The organism is Dolichospermum heterosporum TAC447, from assembly GCF_024584745.1.
GTDB lineage: Bacteria > Cyanobacteriota > Cyanobacteriia > Cyanobacteriales > Nostocaceae > Dolichospermum > Dolichospermum heterosporum.
This window is the reverse complement of the sequence record NZ_CP099464.1, coordinates 334,519-353,850: the sequence shown is the minus strand read 5'-3', so window position 1 is coordinate 353,850 and position 19,332 is coordinate 334,519. Positions and strand designations below refer to the sequence as shown.

Genomic DNA, 19,332 nt, shown 5'->3' with positions numbered 1-19,332 from the left:
CAAATCTCAAAACCAAAGAACCGTGGGGCGCACGGTCTTAAAGCTCAGTTAATGTCCTCATAGAGGAGTCACTGAGAAGCCCACACTCACCTGAAAGGGAGTGTGTGGAGTACGTCACAAACAATAGAACCGGAAAAATCAGGTGTACCAGCCCAACCAATACCAAACTTGAACACATCACCACTATCATCTGGTGCAGCTACAAAAGGCGCAGTGTTAGCACCAGTTTGACCATCTAAGGGTACGTTGCGGTTTGATGTAGTGGGGTTATTATTAACAGTACCTACGGTTGCACCAGTGCGGGGATCTACTACTTGCAAACCACCGCCTGAGTTAATTACCTGTTTGGCAATTTCCGCAGCTTGGGCGCGAGGTACGGTGATAGTTCCATTGGCGTTAGTAATTTCCTGTGTCTTAGCAACAAAGGCGGCTGTACCAGGTTCATAGATCGCTCCAGATTGAACTAGGGCGGTAACTTTACCTGCATCTCTAGCTTCTTCAACAATGGTTTTGGTAGTTCCAGAAAGGGATGTGATGGGTAAATTCCCTAGTTCATAACCAAAAGACTCCGCATAAACTTTAACGCCTGTAGCGTGAGTCACAGCACCAGCATTAGATGTTCCACCCAACTGGTCTTCCATGTGACCGAGGTACACACCAGCATTGGACATCTTGTCCCAATTTAAACGTCCATCAGGACCCTTATCTATAAATCTTGCAACAGCATAGTGAGATGGACTAGTTCCATCTGGGTGCATGAAAATGACATGATTACCTGTTGTCATAAAACCTCTCAATTGGTTAGTTCAGTTTTTGCAAGTAATATTCAAATAATCATCTAAACCTCCAGGAGACCCCCACCAAAACTGTACTCAGTTTGGTGATGGGAGGAATGGAGGGTTAATTGTGAAACGTCCCTTGAGTAATTTTGTGCGCCAGCACAAACAATGAAAGGGACAGTTGAGCAATTAACAAATCTTTGATTTTCCATATTCGTAACCGTCCTTTTTGTGAATTGATTTACAGTATTTGTAAGAGATACCTTGAATCAGTCCAGATATTGTTGAGATATTGAAACTACCGCTAGTCCTCACCGCTACTCGTCCGATATATGCCCCAATCTTTTTACCTTTTGTGACAACAGCTTTCACAATGTCTCCGGTTTGAAAACCATTAACAAATTTGAACCTGGGGACATATCTAGAAGGAAAACCGTACTTGTCAGTTCGGCAAGATTGTCTAGTGCCGTGACCATTAGCTGTAATTAGCAATGGCTTAACGCCTTTGATATTGAGAATTGGAGTTGACTGACCAACACAAGCTGCATCAATCCAGTGCGTTTTCTCCAGATTTTGCTGACTTCTATTGAACTTTGTTAACCCTCCTGAACCTGTTTCTACAGGTAATCCAGTCGCTTTGACAACGAATAGTAATGCCAAGCGAGTTGTGTTTACTGCTGCTGCATCAGCCAGTGGTCTTTTAGCTTGCTTCAAGATTTTTTCTAACTTTGAAGGGTCTTTTTTGAGAAAATCTTTGATGTCTTTCGTGCCTTTTTTAGTGTTACATTTTTCACAACTTAAAGTGAGATTTGTAATTGAATTACTACCACCCTTGGCTCGTGGATGAATATGCTCTACTTGAAAAGGAACGTCTTTTACTCCACAGTAGGCACATTGTCTACCCCACTTTTCTAGTAAGTATTCTCTGCTTTCGTAACCAGCTAAAGTTCCCTGTTGATATTCCCTACCTTGAATATCAGGATTAGCCATTAACTGCATATCAAAGCGTACTAACTCTTGGCTAATAGCCTCAATTGGTGCGAGTTTACGCAATCTTTCAACCCAAGTTTTAATATTTTCAACTCGACTTTGTAAGCTCGGAGCTAACCATCTTTCTGGACGGGTTCTATTCAAGAACCTTGGTTGTCTGTAACGAGTTTTTCTGGCACGTCTAGAACGTCTTAATTGACTTCTAGAAGTTAAAGCATCTCTAATTGCAAAGCCTCTATGTTTTAATTCAGCAGCAAATACTACTTCGCCAGTTGAATCATTAATTAATGCCATTCCCGTGAATTTTGCCCCAGGATCAATCTTTAGTCTTAGGGACGATACTGGGGAGTCAGGACAGGATTTTTTGAGAATAATTGTGAACGGAAACTGTCTAAATATTGCTGCCTTTTTGTTTCTTAATAGTTGTCTGGCCTGTGCAGAATGAATTGGATTTAATGGGATGAAGTTGGTATCTAAAACAAATACTTTGGACATAAAGTCCCTCCTTGCGGGTAATGTTAGCTTCGACAATGTTAGAAGTCGGTAACTATCTTAAAAGCACTGGTTTAACCCTTAAGCCTGTTTAACTTTTAAGTTCTAGAGCAGGGAACTAGCTACGCATCCTCTGGTAGGTCTTTAACTCTTACCTCTAACGTAGTTCGGTTAAGAACTGAGTCTGGTCAACTAGGCTTTTACAAGCCCTCACTTACCCGAAGGGAAGTGATGGGTGGTTGACGCTTGTGTTAAGAAAAGTTACTGCAACAGGTTAACTTAAATTTATTTAGGGATTGCTAAAAAAAATGTAATTTATTATGCTACATAATAAATTGCAGAATATGGGATTAGAAGTTGTTTGAAAAGTATTAGATGAAACTAGTAATTTCCAAAAACCTAACCCCCCAGCCCCCCTTCCCTGCCAGGGAATGGGGTTTTTAAAGCCTCTCCCCGCGTCGGGGAGAGGTTTGGAGAGGGGTTTATTTATACATTAAAAACTTTTAAAACATCCTCTTAAACAAAGCAAAAAATTTATGGAAATTGCTGATAAAACTTTATAAGTTTTAAAAATCATAATTGTTGAGATTTTAACCACTCACTGACAACTTTTTCCACCGGTTGAGATTGGTTATCTACTTGATAATTCATCTTTTGGATTGCAGTTGTCGAAATTTTACCTCCTAATTGATTAATGGTATTTGTTAACTCTGGATATTTTTGGAGAATTTCTTGATTAAAAATAGGTATAGCTTGATATGGTGGAAAGTATTTTTTATCATCTTCCAAAATCACTAAGTTTAATACTGGAATTAAACCATCTGTAGAATTTGCAGCAATAAAATCTACTTGTTTTTCTTTTAATGCTTGATACATTAATCCTAATTCCATTTGTTTGATATTGGCAAATTTCAAGTTGTAGGTTTTAGATAATCCTGGATAACCATCTGCTCTTTCTAAAAATTCATAGCCAAATCCTGCTTTCATTTGTGGAGTATATTTACTAATTTCCGAAAGGCTTTTAATTTGCCATTTTTTAGCATCTTCTCCGCGGATAATCATGGCAAAGGTATTCTCAAATCCTAAAGGCTTCATCACTGCTAATTTCAATTTTTGATCATAGTATGCTTTGACTTTTTGATAAACAGTCTCAGGATTACTAATTGGGTTTTCTTTCAAAATAGTCGTAAATGAAGTTCCTGTATATTCCACATACCCGGCAATTTTTCCGGCTTTTACTGCTTCATGAGCAATAAATGTTCCTCCTAAATTAAAACGACGATCTACTTTTAATCTCGTATGATTTTCTATGTGTTGTGCTAATAATTCCCCTAAAATAACTTGTTCTGTGAAATTCTTTGAGCCGATGATAATTGTTGCGGGTTTTTGTTGATAGTTAAAGGCAATTAATCCAGCTATGATTAAAGAAACAATTCCTAAAACAATGGCAATTTTACGATTAAATTTACCCTTTCTTTCTATTTGGTTAGTGAGTCTTTTTTCTAATAATCCTAATCCGAAATCTGCACTCAAAGCAATCAAAGCTGCGGGGACTGCTCCGGCTAAAATTAATTCATTATTAACTGTGGAAATACCGCGAAAAATAAATACTCCTAAACCACCACCACCAATAGCAGCAGCAATTGTGGCAATTCCTACGGATATAACTGTGGCTACTCTTACCCCTGCTAAAATGACTGGTAAAGCCAGGGGAATTTCTACTTGGAATAGTAATTGTTGATCTGTCATTCCCATGCCTATCCCGGCTTCTTTAATGGCGGGACTGATGCTATTAATGCCAATATAAGTATTGCGAATTATGGGAAGTAAGGCATAAAGAGTTAAGGCAACTATGGCGGGAATTTTGCCAATTCCTCCCAGAAAAGGTACGGAAATTAAAAAGCCGAAGATGGCTAAACTAGGGATGGTTTGAATGGCATTTGCTAAACCAAGAATGGGGGAAGCTAATTTTGATTGACGAGTGATCAGAATGCCGACAGGAAGACCAATAGAAATGGCGATCGCTAGGGATATAATGACTAATATTAAATGTTCTCCACTGTGGAAAATTATTTCTGTACCGTATTGAAAGAAAAACATAGTTTTTGGATTTTTAGCTAATTTTAATTAAGTTGCTCCCAATTATTACCAACATTTAAACAAGCTAGAAATGCTTTTGCTTCTGGATGTTGAGATTGGAGAAATTCCCTTCTAGTTCCTAATACAACTAAATTCCCTTCATCCATTAAACCAATTCTTGTAGCTAAAAAGAAGGCCTCTTGAATATCATGGGTGACGAATATCACGGTTTTTCCTAATTGTTGTTGTAAATATTGAAATTGTTGTTGTAATTCTAAACGGGTAATTGGGTCAAGTGCGCCAAAAGGTTCATCCATTAATAGAATAGGTGGATCTGCGGCTAAAGCTCTAGCAACTCCCACTCGCTGACGTTGACCTCCTGATAATTGATGGGGATAACGTTGAGCAAATTTTTCTGGTTCTAATCCCACTAAGTTTAACATTTCATAGACTCTATTTTGAATTTTCTGTGATGACCATTTTTCTAAAGATGGTACAAGTCCGACATTTTCCGCGATGGTAAAATGGGGAAATAAACCTGTTTCTTGGATGACGTAACCTATCCGTCTTCTCAGTTTAATGACATCCCAGTTAGTTGTGGGACGATTTTGGACTAAAACTTGTCCTTGGGTGGGGACAAGTAAATGATTAATTAATTTTAAAGTCGTAGTTTTGCCACTCCCACTGCGTCCTAATAAAATTAAGGCTTCCCCTTGATGAATGCTCAAATTCAAGTTAGATAACAAAGGACGGTGATTAATGGCAAAACTGGTATTTTGAAACTCAACGGCAATTTCTGATGTTGTTGACATAATGGTTTCGTTAAACAAAATTAAGGTGGTCAGATCCCCGTCAGATCCCCGACTTCTCTAAGAAGTCGGGGATCTTATTTATGCTTATTTATTCAATATCAGTATAAAAAAACAAGGGTGGCAAGTATTTTTTATTCACCGCTTTCTACTTTTATGAGATTTTATGCCTGAGTAAGTATTCTCTACCCCTAGCACCTCTCAATGTTGAGGAAGGAATAAACTATTGGAAAACAGCCAGTTTTCAGGCTTGACTTCTAATTAATAAGGTATACATTTATAGAAATTCATTGTCTTGGATTTAATTACTTTTCTCTTTTAACAGTATTGATTTGAGCAAATTTACACCTGTATAGGTAACTTTGGCTAATGACACCGGATACATTGATGACTCCAGAAACAATTGTCCTCGACAGCAGAACTTTTACTCCCGCAGACCAGAAAGAGATTTCCGAATGGCCTTGTGTTGTCAGTCAAAGACCACAGCCAACCATTACAGTTAAAGATGATGATTTATTCCTGGTGACAGATACGATGGGGAATATTTCCGATTGTTACCTTTATGGTAGCACTCCTAGTATGGGGATGTTTTGCCGTGATACAAGGTTTTTGAGTCGTTTGGAGTTACAGATTGAGGGGCGATCGCCTATATTATTGAGTAGCAACGCTGATAAGGGATTTGCTCTCTCGGTTTTATGCACCAATCCTGATTTAGAAAATCTTTTTAAGGCTGATACTGTGGGTATTCGTCGGGAACTGGTTCTGAATGGGGCATTATTTGAAGAAATAGAAGTTGCTAATTACAACACTACCAGCATTGTTTTTGAATTGAGTCTGAGTTTTGAAGCTGATTTTGTGGATTTATTTGAAGTTAGAGGTCATCACCGCCAAAAACGGGGAAGACTTTTGCACTTAAACAACCCAACATCTGATCATGTTGCACCTGTGTCTTCTCAATCATACAAAGAAGAATCCCTTACCCTAGCATATCAGGGCTTAGATGGTTCGATCATGGAGTCTCTAATTCAATTTCAGCATTTGCAACCAAGTCGGTTTCACGGTTATACGGCAGTTTGGCGGATAGAATTGGCGGCTCATGAAACTAAGAAGTTAGGTTATCGGCTGAAGATGTTCACTGATAACAAACCTAGTTCTACTATCAGTTCTGCCTCTACTTTGGCACAGGCAAAAGCTGCTGAATTAATGGAGGAGCAAAATTGGTTGCAGCAAATTACCCGGATTAGCTCCGATAAAAGTCTTTTCAATCGCGTCATATCGCGGGCTGAACAAGATATATATTTGTTGCTTCAGTCCTTTGGCAAACATAAAACTGTTTCTGCTGGAGTCCCTTGGTTTTCTACTCTATTTGGTCGAGATTCTATCATTACTGCGTCCCAAACCTTGATGTTGAATCCCAAAATTGCCAAAGAAACCTTGCTACTATTGGCAGAATATCAAGGTCAAACGGATAATATTTGGCGGGAAGAAGAACCGGGTAAGATTTTACATGAACTGCGGTTGGGAGAAATGGCGAGATGTCAAGAAATTCCCCATACACCCTACTACGGGACTGTGGATGCTACGCCGCTGTGGTTAATGTTGTATGCTGAATATTACAGTTGGACTCATGATCAAGAAACCTTAGAAGCACTGTGGCCAAATGCTTTAGCGGCTATGGGTTGGATTGATCGTCAAATCCAGGAAACTGGTTATCTTAGCTATGCTCGCAAATCTAAAGGTGGTTTAATTAACCAAGGTTGGAAAGATTCGGGTGATTGTATTGTCAACCGCAAAGGGGAATTAGCCATTGGTCCGATTTCTCTGTGTGAGGTGCAAGCTTATGTCTATGCGGCGAAAAACCGCCTTGCAGAAATTGCCAAAATCCAACAACGCCCAGATTTAGAAGAACTTTGGCAAAAAGAAGCTAGACAACTCAGGGCTAAATTTAACCAGGATTTTTGGTTAGAAGATGAAGATTTTTGTGCTTTGGCTTTAGATGGAGAAGGTAAACCAGTAGATAGTATTAGTTCTAATCCTGGTCATTGTTTAAATTTGGGGATATTTACCTCTGCAAAAGCCTATAGTGTGGCGGAAAGATTGGGTGCGGCGGATATGTTTAATGGTTGGGGAATTAGAACTTTAAGTAGTTTGTCCCCTGCTTATAATCCGATGGGTTATCATACTGGTTCAGTTTGGCCTCATGATAATTCTATGATTGCAATGGGATTGCGATCGCTCGGTTTAATTGATCAATCGCTGGAACTATTTCAAGGGTTATTCAACATGACCTCCCAGCAACCCTATCAACGCCCCCCAGAACTATTTTGCGGTTATGAAATGAACGGTGATAATTCTCCCGTCCATTATCCCGTTGCTTGTACTCCCCAAGCCTGGGCTACAGGTAGCATTTTTCAACTATTGCAAATGATGGTGAATTTAGTCCCAGACGCGCAGAATAATTGTTTGCGAATCATTGACCCCGCCTTACCAGAATCAATTAACAATTTATCTTTTCATAACTTGCGTATTGGTGGCACAATTTTAGATTTAGAATTTGAACGAGTTGGTAGCACTACCGCTTGTCGAGTTGCGAAAAAACGCGGTAACTTGCGCGTCGTCATTGAAGCTTAAATTAGAGGATGTTTATCTGATTCCCAGTCTCCGACTGGGAATGAATTCCAGAAGGCTCTGCCTTCAATGATATTAGAGGCAGAGCCTCATCAACTGCATTCCTAGTCAGAGACTAGGAACGAGGTGTGGTAGGGATTCATCTGATTCCCAGTCAGAGACTGGGAATCAGATGACTTGATTTCTTTGCGGGATAGATGTTTTACGTTAAGTTGACACCATTACCCCGCCCTCAATTATACTTAGCCTTAGCCCCCTCATCGCTTGCGGGGAGGGGGTTGGGGGTGGGGTTCTTTTACCTCATAACACCGGAAAGTGCTGTATTGCATCAAGCGTCATCACCGCCATAGCAAAAGTTAATTAAACTTTCATCTGTACTTGATGTTAGCTTTATTTTTCCTATGTTAGACTTGCCTAAGTTCTAGAAACTCAGCACCCAGTATTTTTTAGGGTGATCACATAGAGCAGGTTGTCAGGGATTTTGATGAATTTTATCCATCTAGGATAACTCAATCTTCAAGCAGATCATCAGTAATCATTTGTCTGTCGCCATCAAGCACAACAATTACAAAAATAATCCGGGATGTCAATTTACCTGGCTCAATTAATTTGAATTGGGCTAACTTTATATAAGTAGTGAGACAGAATTAATTACACAATATCATTGCGTAAGCGTGGCGTTAGCCATATGGAACGAAGTGAAATGAAGCAATCGCCAAGGTTATGATTGCTTCCCTTCCCTCGCAATGACTGTAAATATTTTTGTCCAATTACTTAGCTTGATTGTAGTCTTGCTGATGAATATTTGTAGCATCCTAACTGGGTACGTCTTTTTCCAACATATCAAAAATATCTTTTCCCAACTATTGAGGTTGATTAATTCATGGTTAATAGTATTAGACAAACCGTTCGGGGAATAGTTTTTACAAATCGCCACTTAGCAAGACTTTACTATTTTTTAAGTTTTTCTCGCCCAGTTTTACCACAATGGGTTGGTGCTGATTACTACCGCGAAAAATCATCTTGGGGATTACAACCAGAACGTTGTCCATGTGATCTTGAATTAGTTGAATATTTACAAAATCATAATATCCAAGATCAAACTATCTTTCATTTTGGAACAGGTTCTCATCATATTCTAGGATTGGCAAATCAGAAATTTTCTCAACCCAATGAAATTATTGGGATTACCGCTTCTGCACCCGAACATCAAGAATATATCCGATTATCGCTTAAAGATCGTCTACTGTTCAAGTATTACAAAGTTCTCTGTACAGATATATACACCTTGACAGACCGTTCTTTACCCATGCTCGATGTCATTTCTCTGTTTCATCTCGGCGAATTTTATATGCCTGAAGAAGCACCTTTTTTGCATCATAATGAAGAATCTCTTCTAGGGATGTTTCTGAGTAAACTCAATCCCAATGGCAAAATTCTCTTCTATACAAAATCAATTGGTTGGGGTCATGCTCAACCAATAATTGAATCATTTGTAAAACAGGGAAAAATGCACAAAATTGAAGAATACAAGAACTTATTGGTGTATGCCAAATGTAGTCTAAACTGATCCAGATAGCAATAAGCAGTGAACACTGTTCACTGTTCACTGTTCACTGTTTACTGTTCACTGTTTACTGTTCACTGTTCACTGTTCACTGTTCACTGTTTACTGTTTACTGTTCACTGTTTACTGTTCACTGTTTACTGTTCACTGTTTACTGTTTACTGTTCACTGTTTACTGTTTACTGTTCACTGTTCACTGTTCACTGTTCACTGTTCACTGTTTACTGTTTACTGTTTTACATGAAAGGTGCTGGAAAAGCCTTGAGTTTAAACATCTTCAACAAACTCCGTTAAGAACCTAAACGCCTTCAAAATATAATTGGCACAATCTTGGGGAGAACTATTATAAAATGATGGCCATGCACTGGCTTTATCTTCATCATAGCGATCGCTCCTATGGGGATGATTTTCCAACCACGCTAACCGGACTGCGTGACCGATTAACACATCTAAAACTATATATTCCTCAATTTGCAACTTAGGGTTATTAGCCACGATTGCAGCCAATTCCATCAAGGCTTCTACATTAACTTGGCGATATTCTGGAGCTTCAATTTTATTCAGCAAGTGTTCAACTAATAAAGCAAAATTTCTTTCTCCTGCTGTCATTTCCGAAAGCATAATTTCACTTTCTAACCGATTCCGTCGTTCCAATTTATCGCCAATAACTAAACCTTTGCAATGCTGCATTAATAGCCAAACTTGTTTAAAAAAGTCTTTAGTTACGCGATTTAATGCCCCTTCTGCTTGACGAAATCTCCGCCAACCATCAGGAGGAACTTCTACTTCTTCACTAATTACAGGTAGGACAACCCAAGCAATGTCACTTTCTTTTTGTTTAACGTGCAATGATTCCTGTTGACGTAATAAACTACTCACCCCACTATATCCAGTTAACACTTGACGCAACCGCATTTTTACTTCAAAAGGTGATAGCTGCATTAATCTTTCATAAGCTTCATCTTGGGTGAGGATAAATTCTCTGGCTATATCGCTAGTAATCAAAAGAATCAAATAACCAACCCTTAATGTGAGAAATCCACGAAATAATTCTGGTTCTGATTTGATTAACACACCAAGATAAATGAGAATTTCTTGGGTTAAAACTCTATCTCGTATATCCTCACGACAGAAGTTATTAATTTTCTCAGTAATCTCAATTCCAGATATAGGAACAACTATCAAAGAAGCTTGACTATAAGCCCTCCCAACTGCAATTTGCTTACCTTGCACCAAAATACTCGTTATCGCGTCTGATAAGCCAATATCGAGCATTTGGCGTAAACCCGCAGCCCGTCGCACCACCGCCCACAAACCTAAATCTCCGGCTTTAATATAAACTTCATCAAGTAAATCGGCTACAGTGACAGCATGGGTAGGACCCGCATAGCCTGTATCAAATTCTAAACCCTGTAACCGAGTTAAAGTTTGCAGTAATTCAATTTGCTCATAAATATTTTCTGATGAGCGCAAATATTTTAATAATAAATCTAAGTTAGTTTCACATTCCATTTGGAATTCTTGGGTATGTCCCAAAGACCAACTTTTTTCTAAATGAGAAGTCAGGTAATAACAACGGATTCCCCGATTTGCAACTGATGATTGAGAGAATTGTGCATCTGATAAAAAATCAATTCTTTGAATTGCTGCTGTCAGCATTAATTGATTGAGTTTTCCTAATTTTACATGGACTCCGTTACAAATACCATCTTTGAGTTCTTGCATTAATTCTAATAATGCTTCAGAACCAGTTTCTAGCATAGTCCGAGTAATCATTAAAGTCAAAGTCGGACGACCTAAATCACTCCAGTATTTTTGAATATAAGCCAATTCACCTCTAATTTGATCTACTAAAAAATGATAATCAAGAGTTAAATAAAACTGTTGAGAATCTAGGAATGATGGTAAAAAGACAACTGTTTGCTCTCGAATCCGAAAGAACCTTGATATTGTTAAACTTCTCAGTCTTCGCAAAGGACGACCCGTTAAACCCAATTGATCATTTCTGCCAATTTGCGTATAAATTTGGGAAAGTTCTTCAGATTTTCTAATTTGAATTGGTTCAACTTGGGTAGGAGTTTGGGTTTCAATTCCATATACTTCTAATTGCGTTTGTAGAGCTTCATCTTCTGCTATTAAAGCAATTTGAACTAAAGCACTTCGCTGTTTTCCAACGTTTAAATGTCTTCCCAAAGGATCAATATCTCCCAATGAGATTAAGCCTTCGCTTAACATTTCACCCAAATAATATAAGCTTTGCGCCCAAACCAAAGGAATATTTTCATTTGGTAATCTTAACTGAGACTGAGGATTTAATTTCTCAGCTTCTATATTTTCTTCAGAAACATAATAAATTTCTGGTAATAGCTGTAACCCATTTTGTTCTACCAACAATGATTGTAGAAGTTGCTGATATTTCTCAACTTGTGCTTGTTCACCCCGAAATAAACCATCAAGAACTAAATAAGTGAAAAATAATGGCCATTCACATTCAATATGTTCAAATTGTTTAAGTTCACCAGGTTCATAGTGGAGGCGTTCGGTGTCTTCTAAAACGGTTTGATGTCCATCTCGCAAAAACCGTTTACAACCATATTTTCCCTCAAGTTTACTAATAATTTCATTCAAGGTGCGTTCTCGTAACTGCTCATCTTTCACCGCAAAAGCGGGATAACTAATAATACTTAATAACGCCGCATCAATTTCTTTAGAACCTGATTCTCTAGGTAATAATGATTCTAAAGTAATTCTGGCTCTAGCAATTTCATCTGGTAAAACATGAATTACTGATGCTTGACTACCATGAACACCAAATAAATTTAATCCATTTATAGATTCTAAAGCGGCTTTAGCCATTCCCAAGGAACTAGCGTTTAATTCTGCACTACCATGATTAATTTTATTCCCCCGTTCCCAAATACCAAAATCCGGTGTTCTGTAAGCTCGACCAATATAATAAACTAGGTTTTGGACAAAGTTCACTTCATCCAATGTAAAAATAATTGATAATCCACTGGCGGTCATTTGTGCCAACATTAATAAAAATATAGATGTCGCGTCAAGTTGCAAATGTCCCCATTCATCATCACCGACGACTATATCACCTGTAGCTGTATTGTATTTGGCGTGAAGTCCATCTAATAAAGATTGTGTATGTTTAAATGTTTCAACTTTATGGGATTGTCGCATCATAGAAAACAACAGACCCCGCATTAACTTGACTACACTATGTTCAAGCTCATAGGTTCGACCATCATCATGATCTAATTTACGATAGGCTAAAGCTAAACCCCAAACTGCCAAAATACTATACACATTATCTCGCACCCACGCATCCGTATAATCGCCATGAGCAGTAATAGCGGTACTCGCTGGTAATAAACCAGTAATCGGGTTTTGACGCGCTAAAATAATTGTCTTGATTTGCTGATAGTAAAAATCTAAGCGTGTTAATGGTGTGGTGGATGTGTTCATTATGGTGATGAGAAAATTTAACTTTGTTGCTGTGAGGTTGATAAATAAAAAAGTTGTATAATTCCCTCTTTTGGTGTATGTAACAATCATCAAGAAGAGAATTTATTTTGGGTAGGATAGATTACAATTATAATATGCGACGTGACTCTATTTCCTATTATTTATTTCAAACATATCCAACCATACTGTTTGAGTTATTGCCAAATCCTCCCGCAAATGCGGCTAATTATCGCTTTGATTCGGTAGCGGTGAAAGAACCAAAGTTTGAAATTGACGGGGTGTTTTTACCACCAGGGGATTGCGGGAAGGCTGGGAGCCGCGTCTCTTTAGAGCGCGGGGGAAAGCCTACCCGTGCGGTTTTAACCGCTGCCAATATTCTCAACCATGATGCGGGTCATTAATATATCTTTCTATTGTGTCGGCGGCAACATTCCCCGCAGTTGAAAAGAAATAGCTTTTTTTCATAGATTTTAGCTATTGACTTCCTTTTAATTGGAGATTAACATAGTTATATCATCAATCATATCAACAAAATAAGCCTGTGCAAATACGCTGGAGATTCAAGCTAAAACCGAATATTGGGCAACAAGCCTTAATGTCTGAGTGGCTTGTTACTTTGCGGAAACACAGAAATTATTGTTTGGCAGAACGTCAGCGCGGTTTTGAGACTAATAACCAGAAATCAGATGAGTCCGTGATGTACTATTATGGTGCATTTTCAGACTTAGATAGTCGAATTGAATATGGTTCTTATTGCCCTTTGACCTGCCCTATTGTTAAACATGGCATCATGTATGCTGAGTTAACAAAAAATAGCAAAAAGCATGGTTTAATCTGGGGTAACGCGACTGATATTCAAAGTAAAAGAACAACTGAATTACGTTCTGAGTCTGAATGGTATAGCCGAATTAATTCAGATGTTTTACAAGGCAATTTAGCTAAATTAGATATTGCTTATAACGGATTTTTTCAACACAAAAGGGGTTTCCCTGCATTTCGTAAAGCAGCTAACTTTAAAACTTTTCAATTCAAGCCAGGACAAGTAAAATTAACTGTTAATCGTGAATCTAATCAGCCAAGATGCTATTCCCATGCCTACTTTCCTGGACTGGGGACTATGCGCTATTTTGATAGTCGTACTATTCCAGTAGATGCTGACATTAGAACGGTAACAGTAATTCAAGAAGCTGATGGCTGGTACATGAGTGTATTGCTCAACTTGCCTGAATCTTTACCTGAAGTTACAGGAATTGAAACCGTTAAGTCGGCAGTAGGTATTGATGTAGGAATTAATAAATTAATTTCTTTGTCTGATGGTTCGTTTATTGAAAATCCTCATCTGGCAACTAATAAGAAAATTCGCCGTCAATTAAGAATTAGACAGCGCCGAGTTAATCGTAAAGTCAAGGGTTCTAACAATCGCAAAAAAGCTGGGAAAATAGTTGCCAAGCTACATAAAAAAATTGCAGATAAGCGAAATGATCATCAATGGAAAGCAGCTAATAAAGTTGTTAACACCGCTGAGGCAATTGTCCAAGAGGATCTAAATGTTAAGGCTATGAAGTCCCGCTGCAAACCCAAAAGGCAGCAAGGACGATTTATGGCTAATGGTCAATCTGCAAAACGTGGATTAAATCGCTCTATTTCTGATGCCAGTTGGGGCGAATTATTTTCTAAGATTGCTTGGCTGGCATTGAAGTCTGGTAAACCAGTATTATCCGTTAATCCTAAATTTACTTCTCAAGAATGTTCGGCTTGTCATCATATTAGTAAAGCTAATAGAGATGGCGAAAAGTTCATTTGTGAACATTGTGGTCATATTGACCATGCTGATACTCAGGCTTCTCGGACAATTTTACGAAGAGCTAATTTAAAATTTGTCAGCAAAGACACTAAAAACCTACCGGGGGACTCTCGGAAAGTTACGCTTGTCAGAGATGATTCTGCCAGTAATGGCAAACAGGATCAGGGCAAGAACCGTACATCTAAGGTAATACCTGAAAAGCGGATATTATTCGAGCAGTTGTCTTGACAATTATTCGATTAAGAATCTCCGCGTCTTTAGACCGGGGAGTGTCAACAAATTTACTTTGCCATAAGGTAGTTTCTGTTGTTGAATATGGCGTAATTTCTATAGAAGGTTTGATAATTGCATTGGCAAATTCATCTACTTGATTTTTTAGTTCTAAGAACATCCCATACAATTCATCTGGAGTAAAATCTTTGTTATTTTCATCTACTGGGACAGATTCGATATCATACCAACCATGTATGAGTAATTCTTGAATACTTTCGTTAAAAAAGGCTTCTGCTTCGGCTTCAGAAGAGAATTTATGTAGTTCTTGATAATGGGTAACGTTGTAGCCGTCGAGGTGAATTGAGGTTCTCAGGGAACTTAATCTAAATATTTTATTTGATTTCATGATAATTAACCTTAGATGTGATAATGAATAATCTTGGTAATATTTGAAAAGTCTTTCTTTTATTTGGGGACTTCCAATTAAAAAAATACCCAAAAATTTCTTGTGGTTCAGTCCGAAAAGCCCGCTAATCATCAAGGACAGGCAGGATGCCCATCCCACAAAATTGGGTAATTTATTTTTTAGTGTTCCCTTGTAGTAAGTATTATTTTAAAATCATATTTTGCCAAATACTCCAGTTTCATTAATTCGGAAAACGTGCAGTTTGACATTTGGGTATTTTTGATGTGCTTGTTGTGCGGCTAACAAGGGATCTTCATTAATAAAATATTCACGGCTATTTGGCTCAATTGCTATGTACCAGTTATAGTGAGTTTTAATGAGTTCTGCTTGTAACTGCTCAAAAATTACTTTGCAGTCTTAAGACAATGTTTCCCGTTCAGTCTGCCATTGTGCTTTTTGTTCTTGAGTCCATTGAATTTCCGGGAAGATTCTGCCCCTGCGGACTGTATGAGTAGATTTTGTTTCTGGCATAATTTGTTATGTATTACTGAAAATATATTATATTTTACCGCATTTTTGATTAATTTTTTCCTAATTGATATGTTTAAATTTGTCAAGATAAAAAATTCGTAATTGATAATCCTAAAATTACGAATTACGAATTACGAATTACGAATTAAGCTGTAACTTTAGCTAATGCCTTTTCTACAGCTTTTAATGCTTGCTTGATTTCTGCATCTGTGACAATGAGAGGAGGAACAAACCGCACTACTTTAAGACCTGCGGGAACAAGTAATAAACCTGCGTCCATTGCCGCTTTGACGATTTCAGGGGCTGTTAAAGGAATATTGGCTTTGATTTCCATGCCGTTGATTAAACCCCAACCGCGCACTTCTGAGATATGCTGAGGATATTGACGAGCGATCGCTCTTAATCCTTCTCGTAAATGTGCGCCCTGTTCTCTGACATTCTCTAAAATATTCTCTTTTTCCAAAGTCTCACACACACTCAGCGCCACACCACAGACAAAGGGATTACCGCCAAATGTACTTGCGTGTTCTCCGGGTTGGAAAATATCGCAGAATTTCTTACTCATCATCGCACCGATGGGAATACCACCGCCCAAGCCTTTCGCACTGGTGAAAATATCTGGTTCTACTCCCAAATGTTCATAACCCCATAATCTGCCACTGCGTCCCATTCCAACCTGTACTTCATCAAAAATCAACAAAATACCGGTTTCGTCGCAAATCTCCCGTAACCGCTTAAAGTAGGCAATATCCCCAGGACGAACGCCACCTTCTCCCTGTAATGGTTCAATTAAAATTGCCCCTACCCGATAATTACCTTCATCTAATTCAGTAACAGCGGCTTCCACTGCTCTAATATCGTTGTAATTTACATAGTGGAAACCAGGAACTAAAGGATCAAAATGCTTTTGATACTTTGGTTGTCCAGTGGCAGTCACGGTGGCTAAAGTCCGTCCGTGAAAACTGGCATGGGCAGTTAAAATGATCGGGTGGGCAATTTCTAGAACAGTGTGGGCATATTTCCGCGCTAGTTTAATGGCGGCTTCGTTGGCTTCCGCACCAGAATTGCAGAAAAATACACTATCTGCACAGGAATGATTAACAATCCATTTCGCTAATTCACCCTGTTCAGGAATATAGTACAAATTAGAAACATGATGCAATTTCTGGATTTGTCTAGTTACAGCCTCTACCATTGCTGGATGGGCGTGTCCTAGAGTACAAGTGGCAATACCCGCGACAAAATCCAGGTATTCCTTGCCCTGACTATCCCAAACACGGCAACCAGCACCTCGTTCCAAAGCCAAAGGAAAGCGACTGTATGTAGACATAACAGCCGTATCAAAGCTATCAACATCAAAAGGTGTAGATGGCATAATACCTGACTCCGGGGGGTTCGTGGCTTGTTCAATTAGAGTTTGGACGCTCACTACCGCTACTCCTGAAAAGCTTTTATCGTAATACTTTACTAGGTTCTGGGAAATATGAACAAAATTTCTGATGATTTTAGGAGGAGTCACCGAGTCAAGAAGAAGAAAGAGGAAAAATTACCCATAATTGTGCAAATATTATTTATTCTGAACCCTTATGGACTTCCAATTAAAAAAAGTTTCTTGTGGTGCGGGCATCTTGTCCGCTAAATCATTAAGAACGGGCAGGATGCCCATCCCACAAAATTGGGTAATTTATTATTTGTCGTCCCTGATGTCGGGAGTTTTTTAATTTTTAATTCTTAATTCTTAATTGCCTGTGTATTCTACCCTTGAACAAAAATATCAACGTATTCAAAAGGAGTTAATGGCTGGGGCGCTTGCTTTAGCTGGTATTTTCCTAATCGGGACTCTATGGTATTCCCTGGTTGAGGGCTGGAGATGGGAAGATGCGGCTTATATGACTGTGATTACTTTGGCAACTGTCGGTTATGGAGAAACTCATCCATTGGGTAGTCGTGGGCGGTTGTTTACCATTGCCTTGATTTTAATGGGTGTGGTCAATCTTGGTTATATTGTCAATAGATTTACAGCCGCAGTCATTGAAGGTTATTTTCTAGAAGGAATTCGACTCCGACAACAAAGGCGTTTAATGGAATCATTATCAGGACATTATATTATCTGTGGATTTAGTCGCACTGGGCGACAAATTGCTAAGGAGTTTCAGGCTGAAGCTGTTTCTTTTGTGGTGATTGATTCGGAACTAGAATCTGTCCAAAAAGCCCAGGAAATTGGTTATATTGTTTTTCAAGGTGATGCGACATTAGATGATACTTTGTTAAAAGTTGGCGTTACTAAAGCAATTTGTATTGTCGCGGCTTTACCTTCAGATGCGGAAAATTTATATACTGTCTTATCAGCAAAAACGCTGAATCCAGAAATTAGGGCGATCGCTCGCGCTAGTACGGAAGAAGCGGTACAAAAGTTACAACGTGGTGGCGCAGATGCCGTAATTTCACCGTATATTACTGGCGGCAAACGCATGGCAGCAGCAGCCCTGAGACCGCAGATTTTAGACTTTGTGGATGGGATTCTCTCCGGTACAGACCGCCAGTTATACATGGAAGAATTTTTACTAGATCCGGGTAGGTGTCCCTTCGTTGGTCAAACTTTACAAAAAGCCAAATTGCGATCGCAATCAGGCGCATTAGTTCTGGCAATACGCCGCCTTGATGGTAAACTCATTGGTGGTCCCACTGGTGAAACTGTTTTAATGTCGGGAGATACCCTAATTTGTATGGGTACGGCTGAACAATTGCGGGGTTTAAATCAAATTCTTGGTCCGATTAATTCTACTCCCCTAAAACGTCCGAAAAATAGCTAAAAGCAGACTTATTTTGCAAGTTGGAATATCTACTCTCTCAAAGATCCTCCGACTTCTTTTTAAACTTATAAATACAGCACTTCCCGATGTTATGAGGTACAAGAACCCCACCCCCAACCCCCTCCCCGCAAGCGAGGAGGGGGCTAAGATGTACATTATAAGAGCGAAAACCGCTGTAATTGATCAATACCCTGTCCATTTCCTGTAGGTTGGGTTAAGCGACAGCGCAACCCAACGCATTTGTTGGGTTTCATGCTAATTGCTCCGCGTTCACGCAGTGTCCCGCAGGGATACGTTCACGTTCCACCACCCAACCCACAAATCAAGGCTTTTTCTAATTTGGACAAGGTATTGAGTGATGAATTCATATTAGAAGTCGGAGATATGGAAACCCCAAAGATCCCCGACTTCTTTTTTAAATTTATAAATATACTAAACACGGTTGAGACATAGACTTTTACAAAATTACGAAAAACCTAGATTTGTAGGGGTAAAGCAAGAGCTTCATAGGTGTCAACTTAAGCTCAAATCCCTACCACATCTCGTTCCTAGTCTCTGACTAGGAATGCAGTTGATGAGGCTCTGCCTCTAATATCATTGAAGGCAGAGCCTTCTAGAATTCATTCCCAGTCAGAGACTGGGAATGAGACGAATTTCCGGGTTATTTAGTCATCTTCAGATGACTTCTGCTATGAGACTGGGAATATGGCTAACGCCACGCTACGCTATCATTCCCAGGCGGGCTAA

At 38.9% G+C, this 19,332-nt stretch carries 11 protein-coding genes and 2 pseudogenes; 5 read left to right on the top strand and 8 right to left on the bottom strand.

All coding sequences use genetic code 11. The features are described from left to right. Window positions 1–86: 86 nt before the first annotated feature. From NG743_RS26645 to NG743_RS01565, 4 genes are all read right to left on the bottom strand, one after another. On the bottom strand, window positions 87–785 hold the full coding sequence (locus NG743_RS26645) for an alkaline phosphatase (protein ID WP_306459823.1): 699 nt from the start codon (window positions 783–785) through the stop codon (window positions 87–89). A 183-nt stretch (window positions 786–968) separates the two neighbouring features. Continuing rightward, window positions 969–2,264 (bottom strand): RNA-guided endonuclease IscB, encoded by a 1,296-nt coding sequence (iscB, locus tag NG743_RS01575; protein ID WP_257121350.1) that lies wholly within the window; start codon window positions 2,262–2,264, stop codon window positions 969–971. A gap of 570 nt (window positions 2,265–2,834) precedes the next feature. After that, window positions 2,835–4,361, bottom strand: coding sequence for a glycine betaine ABC transporter substrate-binding protein (locus NG743_RS01570; protein ID WP_257121349.1), 1,527 nt, complete (start codon window positions 4,359–4,361; stop codon window positions 2,835–2,837). Window positions 4,362–4,384: 23 nt separating this feature from the next. After that, window positions 4,385–5,152, bottom strand: coding sequence for an ATP-binding cassette domain-containing protein (locus NG743_RS01565; protein WP_027400822.1), 768 nt, complete (start codon window positions 5,150–5,152; stop codon window positions 4,385–4,387). 366 nt (window positions 5,153–5,518) lie between these two features. Here NG743_RS01565 and NG743_RS01560 point away from each other — a divergent pair, with 366 nt between their 5' ends. Together NG743_RS01560 and NG743_RS01555 are read left to right on the top strand one after the other, a co-directional pair. Further along, a complete protein-coding gene (locus NG743_RS01560; RefSeq protein ID WP_193964127.1) occupies window positions 5,519–7,780 on the top strand; it encodes an amylo-alpha-1,6-glucosidase in 2,262 nt (753 codons plus the stop codon). 880 nt (window positions 7,781–8,660) lie between these two features. Further along, window positions 8,661–9,347 carry a hypothetical protein gene (locus tag NG743_RS01555; RefSeq protein WP_027400825.1) on the top strand — a complete coding sequence of 229 codons (687 nt, stop codon included), beginning with the start codon at window positions 8,661–8,663 and terminating at the stop codon, window positions 9,345–9,347. A 264-nt stretch (window positions 9,348–9,611) separates the two neighbouring features. Here the strand turns inward: NG743_RS01555 and NG743_RS01550 are convergent, their stop codons facing one another. Next, window positions 9,612–12,818 (bottom strand): glycoside hydrolase family 15 protein, encoded by a 3,207-nt coding sequence (locus NG743_RS01550; protein ID WP_027400826.1) that lies wholly within the window; start codon window positions 12,816–12,818, stop codon window positions 9,612–9,614. Between the two features lie 134 nt (window positions 12,819–12,952). Between NG743_RS01550 and NG743_RS01545 the strand changes: the two are divergent. Then, a pseudogene (locus tag NG743_RS01545) lies at window positions 12,953–13,111 on the top strand (DUF2887 domain-containing protein); the annotation flags it as partial. Between the two features lie 302 nt (window positions 13,112–13,413). Beyond that, on the top strand, window positions 13,414–14,850 hold the full coding sequence (locus tag NG743_RS01540; protein WP_257121347.1) for an RNA-guided endonuclease InsQ/TnpB family protein: 1,437 nt from the start codon (window positions 13,414–13,416) through the stop codon (window positions 14,848–14,850). Here NG743_RS01540 and NG743_RS01535 read toward each other — a convergent pair. The 3 genes and pseudogenes from NG743_RS01535 to NG743_RS01525 form a co-directional block, all read right to left on the bottom strand. Further along, window positions 14,804–15,241 (bottom strand): hypothetical protein, encoded by a 438-nt coding sequence (locus NG743_RS01535; protein WP_035081205.1) that lies wholly within the window; start codon window positions 15,239–15,241, stop codon window positions 14,804–14,806. The genes NG743_RS01540 and NG743_RS01535 overlap by 47 nt on opposite strands. Window positions 15,242–15,454: 213 nt before the next feature. After that, window positions 15,455–15,772 (bottom strand): annotated as a pseudogene (locus tag NG743_RS01530) (hypothetical protein). A 145-nt stretch (window positions 15,773–15,917) separates the two neighbouring features. Further along, window positions 15,918–17,201 (bottom strand): aspartate aminotransferase family protein, encoded by a 1,284-nt coding sequence (locus tag NG743_RS01525; protein WP_027400828.1) that lies wholly within the window; start codon window positions 17,199–17,201, stop codon window positions 15,918–15,920. Window positions 17,202–17,520: 319 nt separating this feature from the next. Here NG743_RS01525 and NG743_RS01520 point away from each other — a divergent pair, with 319 nt between their 5' ends. Further along, entirely contained in the window at window positions 17,521–18,585 is a 1,065-nt protein-coding gene (locus NG743_RS01520) for a potassium channel family protein (protein ID WP_306459822.1), read from the top strand. The last annotated feature ends 747 nt before the right edge of the window (window positions 18,586–19,332 follow it).